At 60.6% G+C, this 20,018-nt stretch carries 20 protein-coding genes; 7 read left to right on the forward strand and 13 right to left on the reverse strand.

Features of this window, described 5'->3' with window-relative positions; genetic code table 11:
• The first annotated feature begins 120 nt into the window (after positions 1-120).
• Positions 121-1,539, forward strand: coding sequence for a serralysin family metalloprotease (locus tag ACP3TA_RS16350; RefSeq protein ID WP_046686934.1), 1,419 nt, complete (start codon positions 121-123; stop codon positions 1,537-1,539).
• Between the two features lie 146 nt (positions 1,540-1,685).
• Here ACP3TA_RS16350 and ACP3TA_RS16355 read toward each other — a convergent pair whose 3' ends face one another.
• Positions 1,686-1,895 carry a hypothetical protein gene (locus tag ACP3TA_RS16355; protein ID WP_033642834.1) on the reverse strand — a complete coding sequence of 70 codons (210 nt, stop codon included), beginning with the start codon at positions 1,893-1,895 and terminating at the stop codon, positions 1,686-1,688.
• A 159-nt stretch (positions 1,896-2,054) separates the two neighbouring features.
• Between ACP3TA_RS16355 and ACP3TA_RS16360 the strand changes: the two genes are divergently transcribed.
• Entirely contained in the window at positions 2,055-2,207 is a 153-nt protein-coding gene (locus ACP3TA_RS16360) for a hypothetical protein (protein WP_162882321.1), read from the forward strand.
• A gap of 38 nt (positions 2,208-2,245) precedes the next feature.
• Here the strand turns inward: ACP3TA_RS16360 and yniD are convergent, their stop codons facing one another.
• Entirely contained in the window at positions 2,246-2,338 is a 93-nt protein-coding gene (gene yniD / locus ACP3TA_RS16365) for a small membrane protein YniD (RefSeq protein WP_016928013.1), read from the reverse strand.
• 336 nt (positions 2,339-2,674) lie between these two features.
• On the opposite strand from yniD, the gene ACP3TA_RS16370 reads away from it, so the two are divergent.
• Both ACP3TA_RS16370 and ACP3TA_RS16375 read left to right on the forward strand, forming a co-directional pair.
• The gene (locus tag ACP3TA_RS16370; protein WP_033638276.1) at positions 2,675-3,067 is read left to right on the forward strand and encodes an ASCH domain-containing protein; all 393 of its coding nucleotides are present in this window, start codon (positions 2,675-2,677) and stop codon (positions 3,065-3,067) included.
• A 4-nt stretch (positions 3,068-3,071) separates the two neighbouring features.
• Positions 3,072-3,671 (forward strand): C39 family peptidase, encoded by a 600-nt coding sequence (locus ACP3TA_RS16375; protein ID WP_046686935.1) that lies wholly within the window; start codon positions 3,072-3,074, stop codon positions 3,669-3,671.
• A 55-nt stretch (positions 3,672-3,726) separates the two neighbouring features.
• Here the strand turns inward: ACP3TA_RS16375 and ACP3TA_RS16380 are convergent, their stop codons facing one another.
• From ACP3TA_RS16380 to yebS, 11 genes are all read right to left on the reverse strand, one after another.
• The gene (locus ACP3TA_RS16380; protein ID WP_033652110.1) at positions 3,727-3,966 is read right to left on the reverse strand and encodes a YebV family protein; all 240 of its coding nucleotides are present in this window, start codon (positions 3,964-3,966) and stop codon (positions 3,727-3,729) included.
• A gap of 135 nt (positions 3,967-4,101) precedes the next feature.
• The gene (locus tag ACP3TA_RS16385; RefSeq protein ID WP_169539546.1) at positions 4,102-5,037 is read right to left on the reverse strand and encodes a Csu type fimbrial protein; all 936 of its coding nucleotides are present in this window, start codon (positions 5,035-5,037) and stop codon (positions 4,102-4,104) included.
• A 16-nt stretch (positions 5,038-5,053) separates the two neighbouring features.
• Positions 5,054-7,525 carry a fimbria/pilus outer membrane usher protein gene (locus ACP3TA_RS16390; RefSeq protein WP_423153192.1) on the reverse strand — a complete coding sequence of 824 codons (2,472 nt, stop codon included), beginning with the start codon at positions 7,523-7,525 and terminating at the stop codon, positions 5,054-5,056.
• A gap of 22 nt (positions 7,526-7,547) precedes the next feature.
• The gene (locus ACP3TA_RS16395; RefSeq protein ID WP_046686936.1) at positions 7,548-8,315 is read right to left on the reverse strand and encodes a fimbrial biogenesis chaperone; all 768 of its coding nucleotides are present in this window, start codon (positions 8,313-8,315) and stop codon (positions 7,548-7,550) included.
• Positions 8,316-8,335: 20 nt separating this feature from the next.
• Positions 8,336-8,878 (reverse strand): Csu type fimbrial protein, encoded by a 543-nt coding sequence (locus ACP3TA_RS16400; protein WP_033642838.1) that lies wholly within the window; start codon positions 8,876-8,878, stop codon positions 8,336-8,338.
• Positions 8,872-9,375 (reverse strand): Csu type fimbrial protein, encoded by a 504-nt coding sequence (locus ACP3TA_RS16405; protein ID WP_033642839.1) that lies wholly within the window; start codon positions 9,373-9,375, stop codon positions 8,872-8,874. Before ACP3TA_RS16405 ends, ACP3TA_RS16400 begins: the two co-directional genes overlap by 7 nt.
• Before the next feature lie 2 nt (positions 9,376-9,377).
• Positions 9,378-9,914, reverse strand: a complete 537-nt coding sequence (locus ACP3TA_RS16410; RefSeq protein WP_033642840.1) for a Csu type fimbrial protein — start codon at positions 9,912-9,914, stop codon at positions 9,378-9,380.
• A 273-nt stretch (positions 9,915-10,187) separates the two neighbouring features.
• Positions 10,188-10,724, reverse strand: a complete 537-nt coding sequence (locus ACP3TA_RS16415; RefSeq protein ID WP_033652487.1) for a Csu type fimbrial protein — start codon at positions 10,722-10,724, stop codon at positions 10,188-10,190.
• Between the two features lie 265 nt (positions 10,725-10,989).
• Positions 10,990-12,426: a 16S rRNA (cytosine(1407)-C(5))-methyltransferase RsmF gene (gene rsmF / locus ACP3TA_RS16420; RefSeq protein ID WP_206195920.1), complete on the reverse strand. Its 1,437-nt coding sequence runs from the start codon at positions 12,424-12,426 to the stop codon at positions 10,990-10,992.
• Between the two features lie 102 nt (positions 12,427-12,528).
• Positions 12,529-15,159 (reverse strand): PqiB family protein, encoded by a 2,631-nt coding sequence (locus ACP3TA_RS16425; RefSeq protein ID WP_089195483.1) that lies wholly within the window; start codon positions 15,157-15,159, stop codon positions 12,529-12,531.
• Positions 15,128-16,375 (reverse strand): membrane integrity lipid transport subunit YebS, encoded by a 1,248-nt coding sequence (gene yebS / locus ACP3TA_RS16430; protein ID WP_033644263.1) that lies wholly within the window; start codon positions 16,373-16,375, stop codon positions 15,128-15,130. The genes ACP3TA_RS16425 and yebS overlap by 32 nt, the downstream gene beginning before the upstream one ends.
• A 255-nt stretch (positions 16,376-16,630) precedes the next feature.
• Here yebS and ACP3TA_RS16435 point away from each other — a divergent pair, with 255 nt between their 5' ends.
• The 3 genes from ACP3TA_RS16435 (at position 16,631) to prc (ending at position 20,003) form a co-directional block, all read left to right on the forward strand.
• Positions 16,631-17,128, forward strand: a complete 498-nt coding sequence (locus tag ACP3TA_RS16435) for a GAF domain-containing protein (protein WP_042784326.1) — start codon at positions 16,631-16,633, stop codon at positions 17,126-17,128.
• 96 nt (positions 17,129-17,224) lie between these two features.
• Complete coding sequence (gene proQ, locus ACP3TA_RS16440; protein WP_004931497.1) at positions 17,225-17,935, forward strand: RNA chaperone ProQ; 711 nt, start codon at positions 17,225-17,227, stop codon at positions 17,933-17,935.
• Between the two features lie 19 nt (positions 17,936-17,954).
• On the forward strand, positions 17,955-20,003 hold the full coding sequence (gene prc, locus ACP3TA_RS16445; RefSeq protein ID WP_033642845.1) for a carboxy terminal-processing peptidase: 2,049 nt from the start codon (positions 17,955-17,957) through the stop codon (positions 20,001-20,003).
• Positions 20,004-20,018 lie beyond the last annotated feature (15 nt).

Here is a 20,018-nt window from a genome sequence, read left to right on the forward strand (position 1 = left end):
GGAAGGCGCCAGCGCATTACCGATATCCCCGTATTGATTCAACACCGGGCCGCTGCCGTTCAGGCAATCCGCCAGTTGGGGCATCACCCCGATTGAATTGACGAATATGGAGATAAGGTTATGTCATCAAGCAATGCTTCCGTTAAGGCCGAAGGCGTATTAGCCCTGCTGGGCGCTTATAAACCCGATGAAGACGACACCATTACCGTGCTTCATCCGTCGAAAACGTTCGAGAATGCCGGCCTGGAACTGGTGCGCGGCGATCGCAGTTGGCACGACAAGGGCGTGACCGAAAAGCCGGTCTCCCTGACCTACAGCTTCTGGGAAAAGGCGCCGGGCAATATGTCGAGCATGAGCATCAGCGGCTTCAGCAGCTTTAACGCGGAACAGCGCGAGCAGGCCAAACTGGCGCTGCAGTCATGGTCCGACGTGGCCAACATCACCTTCACCGAGACCAGCAACACCGCCGCCGCCAACATCAAATTCGGTCTGTTCGATTACAGCTCGCGCGGCTCCTATGCCTTTGCGTATAACCCGGATTCATCGCCTTCGGTCGCCGGTCAAACCTGGTATAACGCCAAGAACCACACCTTCGTCAACAACCAGATCCATGAAAACGAGTACGGCCGCCAGACCTTCACCCATGAGATCGGTCATGCGCTGGGGTTGCAGCACCCGGGCGACTATAACGCCGCGCCGGGCGTCAGCATCACCTACGCTAAAGACGCGACCTACTTCGAAGACAGCCGCGCCCACAGCCTGATGAGCTATTTCAGCGAAAGCAACACCGGGCAGGACTTTAAAGGCGCGTACTCTTCCGGGCCGTTGCTCAATGACATCACGGCGATCCAGCATTTCTACGGCGCCAACATGAACACCCGCACCGGCGACACGGTTTACGGTTTCAATTCCAACACCGATCGCGACTTCCTCACCGCCACCGGCGCGCAGGACAAGATAATCTTCACCGCCTGGGATGCCGGCGGCAACGACACCTTCGACTTCTCCGGCTTTGGCCAAAATCAGCGCATCAACCTGAATGAAAAGGCGTTCTCGGACGTCGGTGGCCTGAAAGGCAACGTGTCGATCGCGGCGGGCGTAACGATTGAAAACGCCATCGGCGGGTCGGGTAACGATGTGCTGGTCGGGAACGCCGCCGATAACGTGCTCAAGGGCGGCGCGGGTGATGACGTGTTGTACGGCGGTAAAGGGGCGGATCAGCTGTGGGGCGGCGCCGGCAAGGACACCTTCGTCTACTTCGCGGCGGATGAGTCGACGGCGGCGGCGCCGGATTGGATCCGCGACTTCGTGCGCGGCGAGGACAAGATCGATTTGACGCTGTTCAACACCGGCAGCGCCGACGGCATCCGCTTCGTCGATCAGTTCAGCGGCAAGGCGGGCGAGGCGAAGCTGAGCTACGATGCGCAAAATCACGTCAGCGATGTGGCGATCAACCTGGGCGGCGCCTTTGACGGCAACGATTTCCTGGTGAAAGTGGTGGGGCAGCCGCTGGATGCCGGCGATTTCGTGTTGGCGTAAGGCAGGCAACAAAAATAGGGCGTTTTGGGCAAAAACCCGACAATTCCTATTAATTACGTCATATTAGCGTGACATAGTAGCGCGCAGAAGGCCGGGCTTGCATACCTCGGGCTTCTGTCGGATCGCCAACCTTTTCGGTTGGCGATTCATTTTCCGCCTTTCAGCATGTTGATGGCGGCGCCGAGCAGGATACGCCGTTCGATGTCGTTGCTCTCGGCCAGCTGCCGCGCCAGATGTTTCTCCAGCGTTTCTACCGACAGCGCCTCGCCGCGATGGCGCAGTTGCATCACGCTGTCGCCGATCAGGCGCGCGACTTCATCCCATACGGGTTTAATCTCCTGTTCCGAGAACGTCATGGCCTACACCTCGGTGGGTTGATTTTCGCCCAATGTAGCAGTTGAACTGCGGCTTCGCTACCGACGGCCAAAAACAGGAAGCATAAAAAACAAGCCATCAGTATTTCTTCTGGTTTTTGCGCTCAATACTTGCGGTGTCGAAAAGCAGGAGATCACAACATGAACTGGGTCGAAACCTTGGCGGAGTACTACCGCCTCAGCCGCACGGGTGAAACGCAACATTGGCTGTGCCGTCGCTGGTTGCCACAGGGGGAAGCGCGTCTTGCCTATTTGCGCGAGTTACTGGAACCGGCCGCGGCGCCGCGGCGGTGAGCAGGGCGCCGGCGGTTGGCCGGCGTCGTTTTATGGGATTAACCGAACGCTATCGCTGCCCAACGCAACAGCAGCAACGCCAGGCAGATCAGCAGCAGCACCACCACCATTTTACTGAGCTTGTTGCCCATGCGTTTTGTCGCCACGTCGCCCTCTCTTAACTGAAATACCATCCGCCGGCGATGGCGATGAGCAACAGCGTCGCCAACGCGACGCTGTTGAGTAAATCGCTGAAGGTATCGTCAGCATCGAAATCGTCTTGCCGCATGTTGCCGCCTGGCGTTGCCATTGAGTGAATACTGTTCACAGTATGCGCCCGGTAGCGCTGAAGGCACAGCGAAGAACGGTAAAAACTCGTAAAGACGGCGCTGGCATAACGCGCAGTCGCGCTTGTGACGGATGCAGACGGCCGCCAATACGTTGTACTATCCTGTCTGCATTGAGGCATTTTTCCAAAAGGTATAATCATGGCGACGGCAATTCCACAGAAATACGAGCACCTTGAGCGCTGGGCGTTCGGCGATACCGAACAGCAGGCCGATGAAGTGGTCCAATTGATTTTGAACGGCACCAAAACGGCGACCTGCTCCAACCTGGACGGCGAGGGCATCCCACAGGCCGGCGATCGGTTCCTGGTGGTGGACGGCAAGGGAGAGCCGGTCTGCGCGGTTGAGCTGACCGCGGTGGAAATGAAAACGTACGATCAGGTCGATGAAGCGCACGCCTTTGCCGAAGGCGAGGGCGATCGTTCGCTGGCGCATTGGCGCAAAGAGCTGCAGCGCTTCTTCGAAGAGTACGATCTGTTCTCGCCGGACATGACGCTGGTGCTGATGAATTTCAAAGTCGTCGACAAGTTCTAAACTGATGCGCGCCGTTCCCTACGAGTGCCAGTGGGCGAGCCCGGAGATGGCCGCCGATCTGATCGCCGGCCGCGCGACGCTGGCGCAAGACGAGAATTGGGCGCGCAGCGGCGCCCGCGATCGGGCGGAGTACGTCGAGTGGGCCAACCACGTGTGCGGCATGGCCTGCCTGAAAATGGTGCTGGGCCACCGCGATGGCGAAGCGCCGCCGCTGTTGGAACTGGCGCGCCGCAGCCTGCCTTATGGCGCCTATGTGCGTGAGAACGAGCGGATAAAAGGACTGATTTACGCGCCGTTCGTCGAGTACGTGCGCGAGCAGTTCGCGCTGCAGGCGGAGGTGAAGGTGGGGCTGGCGGCCGCCGATGTGCCGGCGCTGCTTCATGAATGCCGCTACTTTATCGCCTCGGTGCATCCCGCCATTCGCCGGCCCGAGAGCATACCGCCGCAGCGGGGCGGGCATCTGGTGTTGATCACCGCCGCCGATGCGCAAAGCGTGACCTTCCATAATCCTTCGGGAGACAGCCCGGCGACGCGCGAGCGAGTACAGCTGTCACTCAACCGCTTCGCCCACTTCTTTGCCGGCCGCGGCATCGCCATCGCATAAAAAAACGCGCTGTTTCTGATGAAAGCAGCGCGTCGTCAGCCGACTGGATACATTTTCATGCCACCCGCATCACCCAGGCGTCCGTCTGCCGATCGTAGTGTTGCTTGTACAGCAGCGACTGCTTACCGTTGAGGATGGCCGGAATGCTGGTGTGTTCATCCCAGCCGTCGAGCTGCATGCACAGATCCGGATCGGACTTGCAGGGGATGCTCAGGGTGCCTGCACGGTCGGCGGTGGCGTGAAGATGCGCGTCATCGACCTCGAAGCTGCCAATTTTTACGACGGTTTTGCTCATGGGAACTCCTTGCTCAATGATGTGGTAGGAGGTTAGACCAGTAAGGTCATCGGTATGAGCATAACCAAATTAGCAAAAAATGCCACATAAAAAATACATTCTGGCAACATTCGTGCCGGGCGGCTAGCGGCTGCGCTAGTAAGTCACGACATAGCTGACGTTATCCTGATAGGTGCCGACCGGCACTTCGGTCTGCGCCGGATTGACGGCGGCGGTAAAGGGGATGCTTTGCGCCAGGCCAGTGCCGGTGCCGCTTTGCGCGTTGGTGCTGCTCCACACGGTGCTGGTATTGGGCAAATAGATCTGATACTGCAGGAAGTTGCTGGTGCCGCTGATCATTCGCCGCCAGCCGGTGATCGGATTGTTGCCGTTGGTGAAATAGGAGCTGTAAGACTGGGATTTGGTGCAGGTCAGCGTGATGCTTTGGTTGATCGGATTGAATTGCCCCACTAAGGCCATGCTGCCGAAGTTGACGTTGTTGGCGGTGTTGATCAGGCAACTCTTGGTGATGACCGCGGTGACGGTCACGGTGCTGGGTTGATTGGTGCCGTCCCACCAGATGCAAAGCCCTATCAGGCCCAGGCCGCAGATATGGTAGTTCCACACCAGGTTGATGGTATCGGTATAGGTGCCGGCGCTGACGTTCGCGCCGACGACGGTTTTGATATACACCGGAAAGTTGACGTTGGAAGAGATCAGGATCAGCGACAGCAGATTCAGCGAGCTGTAATCGATGGTCTGGCCGACGCTATACGGATACTGGTAGTTCGAATCCGGGTAGATCAAATAAGAAATTTTATCGCCTGAGCCGTTGCCGTTCAGCAGGGCCATGTTGTTGGTGGTGGAAGCGATCTTGACCGTGACGGTGTTTTGCGTCAGCAAATTGAGCCCGAGCCCGGTGCAGTTCAGCCCCGCGGTGCCTTGGGCGCTTATCTGGCCGTTGTAGACGGCGAAGGAGTTGCTGCTGGGCAGGGTAACCGTGCCGTTGGTGGTGGCGCAGTCCGCCAGCGCGCGTTGTCCACACATCAACAGCAGCGCCGCCAAAAAGATTTTCACTTGCCGAGACATCATTCTTCTTCTCCGTGTGTTACTGGCAGACGAGAGGGCCGACGCGTTGCAACCCCTGCGGGTTGGCCAGGCTGAAACTGACCTGGCACGGCGGGCCGCCGTCGGCCGGGATTACGCTTAACCGGTTGTGTTGCTGCACCGGATCGATATAGGTCATGCCATCCCACCCGACGTAGCTTTGTTGATTGCCGCCGAGCACCGCCACCTGGCTGCCGTTGGCCAGCGGTTTGCCTTGCGCATCGACCAGCTCCACGTCGGCGGCGGACATGCGCTGGACGGGGAATTCGACCAGGTAGCCGCTGTGATCGCGGATGGCGACGGTTTTTTCGACCGCCGGCAGGTTAACGTCCGCCGGTAAATTGAGCGGGTCGATTTGGAACTTGGCGTGGTAATACGAGGTGACGGTGGGCACCAGCAGATAACCTTTGTCGTTGGTGACGCCGATGCGCTGGTTCTCGTAGCTGACCGGAATGCCGGCGTAGCCGTCGGTCGATACCAGCGCGAAGGCATCGTTGATGGTGTTGGTGGCATAAACGCCGCCGTTCATCGCCACCAGAGAACCGCTGACTTCGCCCCAGCGGGTGTAGTCGTTACGGTTGCCATACAGCCCGGCGCGGGTTTCCAACAGCGAGGTGCGCCAGGTCACATCCGCCTGACGATAATCGCTGTTGCTGCCCTGGCCGCCGGCATAGGCCAGATTCCAACCGAAACCGCCGTCGGTCGGCGCGGCGCGGCTGTAAGCCACGCGTTCGCTCCAGCGGTTGCCGGCGTCGCGGGCGGTGCTGACGTTGGCGGTGCCCCAGGTATCGAACGGAATGCTGATCTGCAGCTGAGAGCTGTAACCGTCACCGCCAATCTCGCGGTTCGCCGAGGCGTACAGGCTGATGTTGCGCCACAGCGTCAGGCTGTACGACAGGTTGACCAGGCGAGTGCGCTGGCCGATGGCGTCGCGCACGTCGAAATAACCGGCGCCCAGGCTGCCGAAGCGGCTCAGGCCGATGCTGCCGGTCAGCTGATCGGTGCGGCGGCTCAGCCGATAGCTGCTCTTGTAGGTGGAAAGATCGCCAAAGTCCGCGCTGCGCAGCACCCGTTGAGCGTTGAGGCTGAAATACTGATTGCTGTAGGTGTAGCTCAGGCTGGTTTGATCGCCGTGGCGGCCGGCGTACTGATACACCGGACCGGCATCCGGTTGCTGCACCGGTTGGCCGGTGACCGGATCGTAATACCGCGGCGTGACCGGAGGGGCGTTGAAAGCGTCGCGGCCCGCCTGGCTGTAGCTGTAGGAGGCGTTGAGCACCCCTAGCTGCCCGATGCGCACGCCAGCGCCGGCGCCGGTGACCGCCAACTCCGCCGCACCTTCCGCCCGCCCTTCGAGCGTGAGCCAGTTGGTGACGCCGTAACGCCCGCTGCCGCTGGCCACCCACTGGCCGTAGTCCGCGGATCGGTAACCGTAGTTTTGGCGCAGCGCGCCTGCCGACAGGCTGAAATCGCTCAACCCGGCCTGCAGCAGCGAACTGGCGACATAGAACGGCACCGTCGTGCTGATCTGGCGGCCGAGCGCATCGGTCGTCACCACCGTCGCCTGACCGGCGCCGTTGATGTAGGGCACGGTATTCAGGGTGAACGGGCCGGGATTCACGTTGGCGGAGGTGTTTTTATAGCTGTTGATGTACAGATCGACGCTGCTCGGCACGGCGGCCTGGCCGGAGAACTGCGGCAGCGGGTAGGTAATGAGATCCGGCCGCGTGGCGAAATTACGCGCTACCTGCAGACCGCCGACGCGCACCGAACTGGTCCAGGGCAGCGAGCCGGTCGTGAGATCGCCGGCGGTGTAGCTGAGCATGGTGTCGTCGTCGCTGTAGCGCCAACTGCTGTCGTAGCGGATATAGCGATTGTTCTGCTGCGCGGCGGTCTCGCCGTTGAAGCTGCTGCGGAAAATGCCGGTGTTGGCGATAACGCCGAAGCCGTCGAACAGGCGCTGTTCGCTCCAGGCGGAAAAATAGCCCGGATTGCCGCGCCCGCCGCTTTGGCTGACGTAGGCGTCGTAATTCAGCAAGAAGCCCAGGCTGCTTTGCGCCGGCAGCCGCTGCTCCGGGTTGGCGTCACCGAGGGTTTGCCTGGGGAGCCAATCGTTGGGCACCGAGATCAGCAACTGCTGCGTTTCGCCGCTGTAGGTGACGTCGACCTTATCCAGTTGATCGACGGCGATCTCTTTCACCTGTTTGTCCGTCACCGGCAGGCCGGCATCGATCAGCTGCTGAGGCGTTAAATAGTAATGGCCGCCGCGGTAGGCGACCGGCACGACTTTGCCGGTCGGGCGGCCGTTCACCACCGGCTCCAGATACAGCGTGGTATCCGGCATGCTGACGGCGCGGGGCGGCGGTGGCAAATCGTCGGCGGCGGCAGGCGGCGGGCACAGTTCTACCGCCATACAGAGTACGGCCAGGGCCAGCGGCTTGAGCTGCATGCCGCGTGAGGGCGATGGCGACATCCGCATCACCTGCGCCTCGGGCTCAGTAAGACGGGAGGGTTACGGGCTGTTTATTGTCGTTGACCATCGCCTGCAGCTTGCCGGCGGCAAAACTGCCCGACGGCGGCAGGGCGAAACGCATTTGCGAACCCGGCAGCACATAGCCCAGCAGCCCGTTGTTGAGCGGCTTGCCCTGAATGCTGACCTGCGACAGACGAGCATGCACGATGCCGTCATTGCGCACGTCGAGCCAGCGCTGGCTGTTTTGTTGCAGCAGCCGGTAGCTGAGCTTCGGCTGGTTGGCGGTGGCGTAGTCGCGCGGGTGCTCGAAGTCTTGCTTGGTCCAGACGCCTTTGCCGCTGACGAACAGCGGCACCGAATAACGCATCTGGAATTTCAGCCCCATCTGCGCGCCTTTGTCGGGCGCTGCGCCATCTTTATCTTTGATCGGCACTTCATCGACCAGGATGCGGTAAGCCCGCTCTTGTCCGGCGGCGGCCGGCGTCTGCTTGATCAGGCGAATCAGTTGGCGTTTGCCGGGGAGAATGGTGGCGACCGGCGGGCTGGCGAGCACCTCGCTCTGGTTGCGGTAATCGTCCTTACCGCCGGTTTGTTGCCAGCCCAGCACGCGAATTTGCATGTAAACCGGCTTGCTGTCGCGGTTTTCCAGCCACAGGGCCGTCGCCTGCTGGTTGTCTTCAATAACCGGATCGATGGGCCAAATCAGAATGGAGGCGGCGGCGAAGGCCTGCGGCTGGCCGGCTAACAACAATCCTGCCAGCAGAGGCAGGCGAAGCAGAGTAGTACGCATAATGTGATCCTTTTAAAAGCTCAATAACTCACCGTCACTAAGACCGTATCGTTGTAGGTGCCGCTGGTGGGCAAGGTGCTGCTCGCCATTAAACTGGCGTAGATTTTTATTTCCTGCGTACTGCCGGTGGAGGAGACGGTTTGGGCGGCGCCGCCGTTGCCGCCGTCTCCCCACAAAACGGCGTAGTTGGCATCCTGGTAGAGCTGGTAAATCAGCGTTTCCGAGGTGACCGAGTTCAACAGCTTGCGTCCGCCGGCGATGGAGCCGGTCACGTTATTGCCGACGTTCAATCCCAGGGTGACGCTGAGCCCGGGGTTGCAGCGGATAAGGATTGAGCCGGCGCCGGCGCTCGAGACAATTTTTATCGGGCTGCTTAAAGACGCCACCTGGCCGAAGCTCATGCTGCCGAACGAGGTAACGTTGGTGACGCCGCTGCCGAGCACGCAGCCTTTGATGATCGAAGCATTGACCGTGAAGCCCTGGCTGACGGTATCGGCATGTGCCGCCGGAGCGCCAAACAGCGCCGTCAGCAGCAGGGTGCGCAGCGTTCCGTTAATCACCAATTTATCGTCACCTGTACCGTGTCCGTATAAGTGCCCGTCGCCGGCGTCGCCTGCACCGGAATCATGCCGTACACCGGTAGCCAGACGCTTTGACCGGTGGCGGTCTGCGTCACGCCGGTGACGTTATCCCAGACGGTGGCGTAGCTGGCGCTGGTATACAGGTTGTAGTTCACGCGGGCGCCCGCCGCGCTTTGCAGATAGCGCGAAGCGGTATTGCCGCTCTGTCCGCCGCTGAGCAGCACCGTGTAACTGGTGCCGTTGTTGCAGTTGATCTGCAGTGCACCGGCGTTCGCCTGGCCGGTCACTTTTATTGCCGTATTGAGGAAGTAAACCGTGCCGAAGTTAAAGGTGCCGAACGTGGTGTTGCCGCCGCTGGTGGTGCCTGCGACACAGGATTTGACCAAGGTGGCGCTGACGCCGACCGTCGCAGTGCTGACGTCGGCGCGGCAAGCGCCTGCCAACGACAGCAGCATGCAGGTGACGGCCAGGCGCGTCATGCTTACCAGGTGACGGTCATGGTGACGGTATCGCTGTACGCGCCTGCCGCCGGGGTGGTGCCCGCGGCGGGCACCAGACCATAGACGATCAACGGGACCGCCGAGCCGGTGCCGGTGCCGGTCAGCACGCCGGTGGTGCTGTTCCACGGCACGGCGTGGGCGCTGTCCTGATAGAGGTTATAGCTGATGTAAGCGGGCACGCTGCTGGCCATGCGCCGCTGGCTGCCGGAGGCGTTGAGGCCGTTGTCCAGCGCCACGGTGTAGTTGGTGCCGGTGGTGCAGTTCAGCCCCAGGGTGCCGGTGCCGCCGCTGCCGGTGGCGCTGGCGGTGATGACGTTAGCCAGCGACGAGTAGGTGCCGAAGCTGATGGAGCCGAAGTTGTTGGTGGTGCCGGAGCTGTTGCCGCCGGTAACGACGCAGCCGGCGCCGATGGTTAAAGTGACGCCCAGCGTGCCCTGAATGGTGCCCGCCGCAAAGGCGGCGCCAGAGGTGCACAGCAGAACCGCTGCCGAGGTTAATGCCGCCAGAGTCTTTTTCATCATGGTTCCTTGCCGTAGTAGAGAAGCCTGCCAAAAAGCCCGAAAAATGAGTCAAATGCATTAATCTATTTACAGATTAATTAATAGAATAAGAACGGGGGAATGTCTTGCCGAAAGATTAAAAACTTTATTTATTTTTAAGCGAGATCGCAGGTTGAGTGCAGCGTAAACACATCAGGGGGAATCGTGTTTGAGATAACGAGAGGGTGGATAGGAATATTATTACATTAATGAATAACGGAGCGCCATGGTGGCGCCCCGTGTCGGCAGGCATCACCAGGTCACGGTCATGGTGACGGTATCGTTGTACACGCCGGCGGCCGGGGTGGTGCCCGCAGCGGGCACCAGACCGTAGACGATCAGCGGGACCGCCGAGCCGGTGCCGGTGCCGGTCAGCACGCCGGTAGTGCTGTTCCACGGCACGGCGTGGGCGCTGTCCTGGTAGAGGTTATAGCTGATGTAGGCGGGCACGCCGCTGGCCATGCGCCGCTGGCTGCCGGAGGCGTTGAGGCCGTTGTCCAGCGCCACGGTGTAGTTGGTGCCGGTGGTGCAGTTCAGCCCCAAGGTGCCGGTGCCGCCGCTGCCGGTGGCGCTGGCGGTGATGACGTTAGCCAGAGACGAGTAGGTGCCGAAACTGATGGAACCAAAGTCGTTGGTGGTGCCGGAACTGTTGCCGCCGGTGACCACGCATCCGGCGCCGATGGTCATTGTCACGCCCACCGTGCCCTGAATGGTGCCCGCTGCGTTGGCTGCGCCACTGATGCACAGCAGAGGTGTTAACGAGAGCAAAACCAGCAGAGTTTTTTTCATCATGATTCCTTGCCATGTCAGAGAAAGTCCGCAAAAACGCCACCCAGAGCTGAGTTGCACGCATTTATTTACTTACATTTAAATTAATAGGATAAGAACGTGAAATTGTCTTTATCAAAGGTCAAAACTTTTTAATTGGCACAGGGCAAGCGTGCGCGGGTGAAATAACGTGATGGTGAAATGATTAGAATAATAACGAATGGTGATGGGAATATTGTTATCTTTATTTATCGCCGGGGAAAGCGGCTCCCCGGCGCCAGGGCGATTACAGGTGAAAATCCAGCGCGCCGTCGCGCACCAGCTCGCGCGGCAGGTTGTTCTTGATGCGGCTGCCGATGCGTTTGGCGATGCCCAGCGGTTGCCCCTGATAGGTGACGATGCACTCGTCGCCCGCCGGCGGCTGCTCAGGGTAGAGATCGCGGCCGTGATACCACTCCTGGGCCAGCGCGGCGTCCAGCTCGAAATGCTGTTTGCCGTCGGCGCCCGCGAGAGCGATCGCCGCTTCGTGCTGCCAACGGAAACCTTTCGGGAAGCGCTCCGCCAGCTTGAGGCCGATACGCGAGAAGCGCACTTTGCCGAACAGCGGCTCCAGCTCGGCCGGGAAGAGCCAGATTTCCTTGTCGCGCTCCCACAGCCGGCTGTCATCGCCCCAGGTTAAGCCGGATACCGCGGCGGCTTGGGCGACCAGCGCCGCCTCTTTGCCGGACAGCGGGCTGAATGGGAATTTACCGACTTTATAGGTCGGCTTTGCTAACGGCGCCACGGCGTGTTTTTTACGCAGGCGGGCGACGAAAAACCCTTCGCTGTCGTAAATCTGCGGGAAGACGTGCAGGAAGCCCTCGGCGGTCAACGCCTTGTCGGCGCCGGGGAACAGCTCACCCAGCGGCTCGACGCTGACCGCGTCGCCATAGGTGTCCAGCAGCCAGCGCACCACCTGCTGATTTTCCTGCGCATTGAGGGTGCAGGTGGAATAAACCATCACGCCGCCCGGCGCCAGCGCATGAAACGCGCTGTCGATCAGCTCGCGCTGGGTGGCGGCGATCTCGGCGACGCTTTCCGGCGACCAGTTGCTCATGGCGTCCGGATCTTTGCGCACTACGCCTTCGCCGGAGCAGGGGGCGTCGAGCAGAATGGCGTCAAAACTCTCCGGCAGCGCGGCGCCGAACACCCGGCCATCGAAGTGGGTCAGCGCCGTATTCTTCACGCCGCAGCGGCTGATATTGGCGTGCAGCACTTTCACCCGGCTGGCGGAGTATTCGTTGGCGACGATGCCGCCCTGATTATCCATCAACGCGGCGATCTGGGTGGTTTTGGAGCCCGGCGCCGCCGCCACGTCCAGCACCCGATGGGGCGTTGCACCGCCGGCGAACAGCGCGCTGACCGGCAGCATCGAGCTGGCCTCCTGAATATAGAACAGACCGCTCAGGTGTTCGGCGGCGCTGCCCAATCGCAGCTCTTCATCGTCGCGCTCGATCCAGAAACCTTCCGCGCACCAGGGAATGGGTTCCAATCGCCAGTCGTACTCCCGCACCAGCGCCAGGAAGTCGGCGACGCCGATCTTCAGCGTGTTGACGCGCAGGCTACGGCGCAGCGGGCGCTGGCAAGCGGCGATAAAATCGTCCATCGCCAGCTCGGCGGGCATGATGGCGCGGGTGGCGTCGAGGAAAGCGGGGGGCAGAAAAACGGCGGTGGATTTGGCCACGGGGCGAACTCTCAGGGTGCAATAAAGACAAGGGCGAGAGTTTATCATAAAGCGGAAAAAAACAGGGCCCGGCATTGCCGGGCCCTGAGGAAAACGCGAAAGTTAATCGCGAGGAATGGCGGTGCCCCAGGTTTTCCAGTCCTTCGGCTCTTCCGGATTCAGCAGGAAGTGCTTGTTCGGCGTCGCTTTCGGCGCCAGCGGAATGGTTGGCGGCGTGGCGAAGGCGATGCCGCCGCGGATGAACTGCTGGAAGGTGCCACTCTTGATCACGCCGCCGGTCAGGCCGAACTGCAGGTTGTAACCCGACGCCAGCCAGAACACGCTGTTGTTGCGCACCAGATGCTGGTACTTCTTGCTGATGCGCAGCGCGACGTGCACCCGATCGGACATGGCGCCGAGGTAGAAGCCGGTGATGGTGCCGACCTCCACGCCGCGGAACAGCACCGGCGTGCCGATCTGCAGCGAGCCGGTTTCGGCCGCGTCGAGCACGACGCTCAGCCCATCGAGATAGCGCGAATCTGTGATGCTGGCCTGCTGCAGTTCGAAGGTGCGCAGCTCGCGCCCGCGGCCCGGCTCCACGTTGATATAAGGCTGGAGCAGGGTATCGAGGTTGCTGACGCCGGCGGCGGAGATCTCCGGCGACACGATCGAGAAGCGGCTGCCGAGGCGCGCGAAGGTCTGCACGTATTCCGGATACAGCACCGCTTTGGCCAACACTTCGTTGCGCTCCGGCGCCAGCTGCAGCGACTCCACCTGGCCGACGTCGATGCCGAGGTAACGCAGCGGCATGCCCGCCGACAGCTTGCTGGCGTCATAGGTTTTCAGCGTGATTTGGCTGCCCACCGCGCGGGCGGCGGTTTCGCTGGCGTACAGTACGCGGTTGGCGCCTTTGTTCAGCGTCACGCCCTGCAGATTGTCGAAGCTGATGGCGCCTTTCAGCGCGCGGTTGAGCGGTGAAGCCTGCACCGTCAGGCCGCTGCCGTTGAGCTGCACCTTGGCGCCGCCTTCGGCCCAGAAGATGCTTTCACGGGTCAGCAACTTACGGTATTCCGGGCTGATGTAGACGTCCACCTCAAACTCGTTGGCCTTCGGCCGAACGTTGACGATCTCGCCCACCTGGAATTTACGATACAGCACCACTGAGCCGGCCTGCACGTCCGGCAGGCTGGTGGCGCTGAGGGTTAGGGTGGTGGAAGGGGCGTTGCCGACGATGCCTTCCTCGGCTTTTTCGCTGTTGGCGTACAGCGGGTATTGGCCGCCAGGCTCCCCTTTGCTGCCGGGGATAATGCGCACGCCGCCGTCTACCCACTCCTGCGCGCTGGCGCCGAGCACTTCCATGCCGTCTATTCCCAGCTTGACATCGAGGCGGCTGTTGACCACGAATTTGCTGTCTTTGTGCAGCAGGCCGCGATATTGCGCATCAACGGCGGCGGTGAACACCACGCCGCCGGCGGTCAAGGTGCGGCTCAGGATTTGGCCGACTTTCACGCCGTGCACCACCAGCGGTTGCCCGACGTCGATGCCGTAGCTTTGCGGCGCCGTCAGCGTGACGGTCAACACGCCCGGCTGTTGCAACAGCGTTTCGCTGCTGTCCAGCACGTTGAAGCGCTGCTGCGGTTCGCCTTCACCCGGCACCAGTTCCAGCGTGGTGCCGGTCAGCAGTTGGCTGAGCTTGGCGTCGTTGAGGCTGATGCGCGGGCTGCGCATCACGATGCGGGTGCCGCTGCGCATCAGATCGACCACCGAAGGATCGATGGTCAGTTCACCGATGACTTTGCTGTCCTGTTGCAACGTCAGCTTGGTCAGGGTGCCGACCTGCAGCCCCTGGTACATCAGCGGCGTGCGGTTTGCACTCAAACTGTTGCCGCTCGGCAGATCCAGCAGAATATTGACGCCGCGCTGGCTGTGGGCCAGGTCCGGGTAAAGGGTATAGTTCTGATCGCCCTTGGCCTGCTGGCCATCGGCCGGCGAATCGAAGGCGATGGCGCCGTTGACCAGCGCCGCCAGGCTCTCCATCTGCACCGTGGCGCCGGACAGGCTGAAATCGCCCTTGAAGCCGGAGACATTCCAGAAGCGGCTGTTGCTCTTCACCAGGTTGGCGAAGCGGCGGTCGATCAGCACGTCGATGGTTACGCCCTTGTTGCCTTCGCTGATGGTGTAGTCATACACCTTGCCGACCGGGATTTTACGGTAATAGACCAGCGAGCCGCTGTTGAGCGAACCCAGATCGTCGGCGTGCAGGTGAATCATCAGCTCGCCGGTGTTCAGGCGGTACTTCGGCTGGGTATCGAGCGCGGTGAAGTGGGTTTGCTCCTTGCCGCTGCCAGGCATCATGCCGATATAGTTGCCGCCGACCAGCGCATCGAGCCCGGAAACCCCGGCCAGCGAGGCTTTGGGCGTCACCAGCCAGAACTGGGTGCCTTCGCGCAGCGAGTCTTCCAGATCGCTTTTGATGCTGGCTTCCACCACGATGCTGCGCAGATCTTTGCTCAGGCTGATTTTTTGCACCGTGCCGACCTCAACGCCCTGGTAGCGCACCGGCGTGCGGCCGGCGACGATGCCCGCCGCCGATTGGAAATCGATGGTGACGGTGGTGCCGCGCTCCTGGAAATTGTTATAGACCAGCCACCCGGCGATCAGCAGGGCGATGAACGGCAGTAACCAGAACGGTGAAATGCGGCGTTTGTTCTTGACCCGCGCTTCAGTCGGTGTAGTCGGCGTTTCCTGTTGCATGTGCATCCCAAATCAATCGGCTATCGAGCCATTCAACGGCAAGAATAGTCAAAATGACCGCCGAGCCAAAGTAAAACGCGGCCGGTCCCATAGTAAAAGATAACAGTTGATCGCGATTTACCAGCGACATCATCAAGGCGATAACGAACAGATCGAGCATCGACCAACGGCCGATCCAGGTGACCAGGCGCAGCAGACGAATGCGCGTCTTCAGGCTGTGCGAGGTTTTGAAGTGGATGCTCAGTAACAGCACGATCAGCACGATCACCTTGGTGAAGGGCACCAGCACGCTGGCGATGAACACGATGGCGGCGATCGGCACGTTGCCGGAGGTGGCCAATGAGACCACGCCGGAGAAAATGGTGTCTTCCAGCCGCGTGCCGTTGGCGTAAATGATGGAAATCGGCAGCAGGTTGGCCGGTATCAGCAGGATCATCGCCGCGATCAGCGCCGCCCAGGTTTTCTGCAGGCTGTAGGGCTGGCGATGGCACATCGGCACATGGCAACGCGGGCAGCGGCCGCGCGCGTCGGGATAGCCGGTATAGTGGCAGGACAGACAAATGTGCAGCGCCGTCGGCGGGCCTTCCGGCTGTTCCTGCGGATAGTAGCGCTCCCACAGCTGCTCCAGATTGACGTGTATCAGCGTCAGGATGCTTAGCACCGTGAGCGAAAGGTAAGCGATCAGCGCGCTGCCGGGCTGGATGTCGGCGTAATCCTGCACTTTGATCGCCGCCACCGCCATGCCGATCAGATAAATGTCCAGCATCACCCACTCTTTGAGCCGCTCCAGCATCAGCAGCACCGGGCGCAGGTTCATGCCGAGCGCATGGCCGAAACGCAGGTACAGCAGCGACAGCACCAGCGTCAGCGGGGCGCCGATGGTGCAAAACGCCACCATGCTGGCGGTGAGCGGATCGCCCTGGCGGCTCATCTGCCAGATGCCCTCCAGCAAACTGGCGTCGATGCGCGTGCCGAGCAGGCGGATGCTGATCAGCGGCTCGGTGAAGGCGAACGGCATCAGCAGCAGCATGGCGATCGCCATGGCGGTCAGGCGCGTCATCGACCAGTCGCGGCCGCTCACCACCTTGGCGTTGCAGCGCGGGCAATAGGCGGCCTGATTGCCGCTGAGCGGCGGCAGCACGAACAGCAGGTCGCACTCGCAGCAGCGTTGGTGGCGCGCTTTGGAAAGGGGGGCGGTGATCGCGTGTATTTTCATTTTTGACAAGTAGCTGCCCTTGAGCCCGCCGGAACTGTCAGCGTAGCTGAAAAATAAACCGGCCGCGTCACCGGCGATCGGGCGCCGGACGGTAAAACGAGGTAAACCGGGATTCTGAGCGGCAAACATACCCCGAGCGACGGGGTTTTGTGAAGCAACAGATGATTAACCTTGTGGCTATACGCATTTAATGCTTATTTTATAGGGCCTAAGCTTTGGGCTTCTGGCCATCTTCACTGTTTCAATGGTTAACACATGACAAAAGAACAATTCTACGCGGAATTAAAACGTGACCTGAGCGCGTTGCTCGGCGGGGAAACCAACTTTATCGCGGCGTTGTCCAACGCCAGCGCGTTGCTCAACGAACGTCTGGATGACGTGAACTGGGTCGGTTTCTATCTGATGGATGGCGACCAACTGGTGCTGGGGCCGTTCCAGGGCAAGATCGCCTGCGTGCGCATTCCGGTGGGCAAGGGCGTGTGCGGCACGGCGGTGGCGGAAAATCGCGTGCAGCGCGTAGGTGACGTGCATGCGTTTCCGGGCCATATCGCCTGCGATGCGGCCAGCAACGCGGAAATCGTGCTGCCGCTGGCGGTTGGCGGCCAAGCGATCGGCGTTTTGGATATCGATAGCACGGTTTATCAACGCTTCGACGAACAGGACGAAGTGGGCCTGAAAGCAGTGGTGGCGGGGCTTTGTGAGCAACTGGAACAGTGTGACAGTGCGAAATATGTGACTGTGGCGGCAAGTTGATCGACGGTTAACGTGGCAATTACCGATGGCGTCATTATAATGACGCCTGTTCATGCCTGTGGCTTGTTGGCAATACCGTTGTAATCAGGAAATTTCATGGAAAATCAACCTAAGTTGAACTCTAGTAAAGAAGTCATTGCTTTTCTTGCCGAGCGTTTTCCGCTCTGCTTTAGCGCCGAAGGCGAAGCTCGTCCGCTGAAAATCGGTATTTTTCAGGATTTGGTAGAGCGCGTGCAGGGGGAAGAGAATCTCAGCAAAACGCAATTGCGTTCTGCCCTGCGCCTATACACCTCAAGCTGGCGTTACCTGTACGGGGTCAAGGTTGGCGCGCAGCGCGTCGATCTGGACGGCAATCCGTGCGGTGAACTGGAGCAGCAGCATGTCGATCATGCTCGCCAGCAGCTTGAAGAAGCCAAAGCGCGCGTTCAGGCACAGCGTGCCGAACAAAACGCCAAAAAACGTGAAGCCGCCGGCGAATCCGCCGATGCCGCTCCGCGCCGTCCGCGTCCAGCCGGTAAAAAGCCCGCTGCGCGTCGCGAAGGCGGAGCCGCGCCGGAAAACCGCAAGCCGCGCCCACAAACTCGCCCACAGCCCGCTCGCCAACCTCGTGCAGCCAAAGAGGAAAGCCAGCCGCGTTATGCGCCAGTCACGGATATCTCTAAACTGCAAATTGGCCAGGAAATCAAAGTCAGAGCAGGCAAGAGCGCGATGGATGCTACCGTACTCGAAATCGCTAAAGATGGCGTACGTGTGCAGCTCTCTTCCGGTCTGGCGATGATTGTGCGCGCAGAACACTTGCAGTTCTGATACGGAGGCCAACCCAGGCATGAACAAATTCGTCAGATTAACAGCGATTGCAGGGCTGCTGTGGGCGGGTGTCAGTTACGGCGCGGAAACAGCCAACATCCGCATCGGCCAACTGCCCCAACTGCAACAGGAACCCCAGCACGCTACGGTGAGTGAGCGCGTCACCTCGCGCTTCACTCGCTCTCATTACCGCCAGTTCGCCCTCGATGCGGAATTTTCAGGCAAGATCTTCGATCGCTACCTGAACATGCTGGACTACAACCATAACGTGTTGCTGGCCTCCGACGTGGCGCAGTTCGCCGGCAAACGCAATCAGGTTGGCGAAGAGCTGAAAACCGGCAAGCTGGACACCTTCTACGCGCTGTTCAATCTGGCGCAGAAACGCCGCTTTGAGCGTTACACCTATGCGTTGTCGTTGCTGGACAAGCCGATGAACTTCACCGGCAACGGCACTATCGATCTCGACCGCAGCAAAGCGCCGTGGCCGAAAGACAAGGCCGAGCTGGATAGCCTGTGGGATGCGAAAGTCACGTATGACGAGCTGAACCTCAAGCTGACCGGCAAGACCGACAAAGAAATCCGCGACACGCTGACCAAGCGCTATCAGTTCGCCATCAAGCGCCTGACGCAAAGCAACAGCGAAGACGTCTTCCAGCTGGCGATGAATGCCTTTGCGCATGAAATCGACCCGCACACCAACTATCTGTCTCCGCGCAACACCGAGCAGTTCAACACCGAGATGAGCCTGTCGCTGGAAGGCATCGGCGCGGTGCTGCAGATGGATGACGACTACACCCTGATCAACTCGATGGTGCCGGGCGGTCCGGCGGCGAAGAGCAAGGCGATCACCGTGGGCGATCGCATCGTCGGCGTCGGCCAGGCCGGCAAACCGATGGTGGACGTGATCGGCTGGCGCCTGGACGACGTGGTGTCGTTGATCAAAGGGCCGAAGGGCAGCAAGGTGCGCCTTGAGATCCTGCCGGCCGGCAAGGGCACCAAAACCCGCGTGGTCACCTTGACCCGCGAGCGCATCCGTCTGGAAGACCGCGCGGTGAAAATGACCATCAAGACCGTCGGCAAAGAGAAGGTGGCGGTGTTCGACATCCCCGGCTTCTATGTCGGTCTGACCGATGACGTGAAAGTGCAGCTGCAGAAGATGGCCAAGCAGAACGTCAAGAGCGTGATCATCGATCTGCGCACCAACGGCGGCGGCGCGCTGACCGAAGCGGTGTCGCTGTCCGGCCTGTTCATTCCGAGCGGCCCGGTGGTGCAGGTGCGCGACAACAACGGCAAAGTGCGCGAAGACGCCGACACCGACGGCGTGACCTACTATAAAGGCCCGCTGGTGGTGCTGGTCGATCGCTTCAGCGCCTCCGCCTCCGAAATTTTCGCGGCGGCGATGCAGGATTACGGCCGCGCGCTGATTGTCGGCGAGCCGACCTTCGGTAAAGGTACCGTGCAGCAGTACCGTTCGCTGAACCGTATCTACGATCAGATGCTGCGCCCTGAGTGGCCGGCGCTCGGTTCAGTGCAGTACACCATTCAGAAGTTCTACCGCGTCAATGGCGGCAGCACCCAGCGCAAGGGCGTGACGCCGGACATTCTGATGCCGACCGGCGTCGATCCGGCGGAAACCGGCGAAGCGTTTGAAGACAACGCCATGCCGTGGGACAGCATCAATGCGGCGACCTACAGCAAGACCGGCGATATGGCGCCGTTCGAGCCGGAGCTGCTGAAAGATCACCAGCAGCGCATCGCGCAAAATCCGGAGTTCCAGTACATCGCGCAGGATATCGCGCATTACAAGGCGCTGAAGGATAAACGCAACATCGTGTCCCTCAATCTGGCGGTACGCGAGAAAGAGAATCACGATGACGACGCGACCCGTCTGAAACGCATCAACGAGCGTCTGGAACGTGCGGGCAAGAAGCCGCTGAAATCGCTCGACGATCTGCCGAAGGATTACCAGGAGCCGGATCCGTACTTGGATGAAACCGTGCATATCGCGCTGGACCTGGCTCATCTGGAAAAGGATCAGCCTGCTCAGCAGCCGACGCCGGCCAAATAAGGCCACGGCTTTGCC

Origin of the sequence: Serratia sp. 2C06, assembly GCF_050037615.1 — a bacterium.
Taxonomy (GTDB): Bacteria; Pseudomonadota; Gammaproteobacteria; order Enterobacterales; family Enterobacteriaceae; genus Serratia; species Serratia ureilytica.

Bases quoted from the DNA above. Each gene is read 5' to 3' on its own strand.
- ACP3TA_RS16405 (WP_033642839.1), bottom strand. From the start codon at position 9,375: ATGACGCGCCTGGCCGTCACCTGCATGCTGCTGTCGTTGGCAGGCGCT.
- ACP3TA_RS16395 (WP_046686936.1), bottom strand. From the start codon at position 8,315: ATGCGTACTACTCTGCTTCGCCTGCCTCTGCTGGCAGGATTGTTGTTA.
- ACP3TA_RS16370 (WP_033638276.1), top strand. From the start codon at position 2,675: ATGGCGACGGCAATTCCACAGAAATACGAGCACCTTGAGCGCTGGGCG.
- ACP3TA_RS16415 (WP_033652487.1), bottom strand. From the start codon at position 10,724: ATGAAAAAAACTCTGCTGGTTTTGCTCTCGTTAACACCTCTGCTGTGC.
- ACP3TA_RS16380 (WP_033652110.1), bottom strand. From the start codon at position 3,966: ATGAGCAAAACCGTCGTAAAAATTGGCAGCTTCGAGGTCGATGACGCG.
- proQ (WP_004931497.1), top strand. From the start codon at position 17,225: ATGGAAAATCAACCTAAGTTGAACTCTAGTAAAGAAGTCATTGCTTTT.
- yniD (WP_016928013.1), bottom strand. From the start codon at position 2,338: ATGGGCAACAAGCTCAGTAAAATGGTGGTGGTGCTGCTGCTGATCTGC.
- ACP3TA_RS16410 (WP_033642840.1), bottom strand. From the start codon at position 9,914: ATGAAAAAGACTCTGGCGGCATTAACCTCGGCAGCGGTTCTGCTGTGC.
- ACP3TA_RS16375 (WP_046686935.1), top strand. From the start codon at position 3,072: ATGCGCGCCGTTCCCTACGAGTGCCAGTGGGCGAGCCCGGAGATGGCC.
- ACP3TA_RS16350 (WP_046686934.1), top strand. From the start codon at position 121: ATGTCATCAAGCAATGCTTCCGTTAAGGCCGAAGGCGTATTAGCCCTG.
- yebS (WP_033644263.1), bottom strand. From the start codon at position 16,375: ATGAAAATACACGCGATCACCGCCCCCCTTTCCAAAGCGCGCCACCAA.
- ACP3TA_RS16425 (WP_089195483.1), bottom strand. From the start codon at position 15,159: ATGCAACAGGAAACGCCGACTACACCGACTGAAGCGCGGGTCAAGAAC.
- prc (WP_033642845.1), top strand. From the start codon at position 17,955: ATGAACAAATTCGTCAGATTAACAGCGATTGCAGGGCTGCTGTGGGCG.
- ACP3TA_RS16385 (WP_169539546.1), bottom strand. From the start codon at position 5,037: ATGATGTCTCGGCAAGTGAAAATCTTTTTGGCGGCGCTGCTGTTGATG.
- ACP3TA_RS16390 (WP_423153192.1), bottom strand. From the start codon at position 7,525: ATGTCGCCATCGCCCTCACGCGGCATGCAGCTCAAGCCGCTGGCCCTG.
- ACP3TA_RS16435 (WP_042784326.1), top strand. From the start codon at position 16,631: ATGACAAAAGAACAATTCTACGCGGAATTAAAACGTGACCTGAGCGCG.
- ACP3TA_RS16360 (WP_162882321.1), top strand. From the start codon at position 2,055: ATGAACTGGGTCGAAACCTTGGCGGAGTACTACCGCCTCAGCCGCACG.
- ACP3TA_RS16355 (WP_033642834.1), bottom strand. From the start codon at position 1,895: ATGACGTTCTCGGAACAGGAGATTAAACCCGTATGGGATGAAGTCGCG.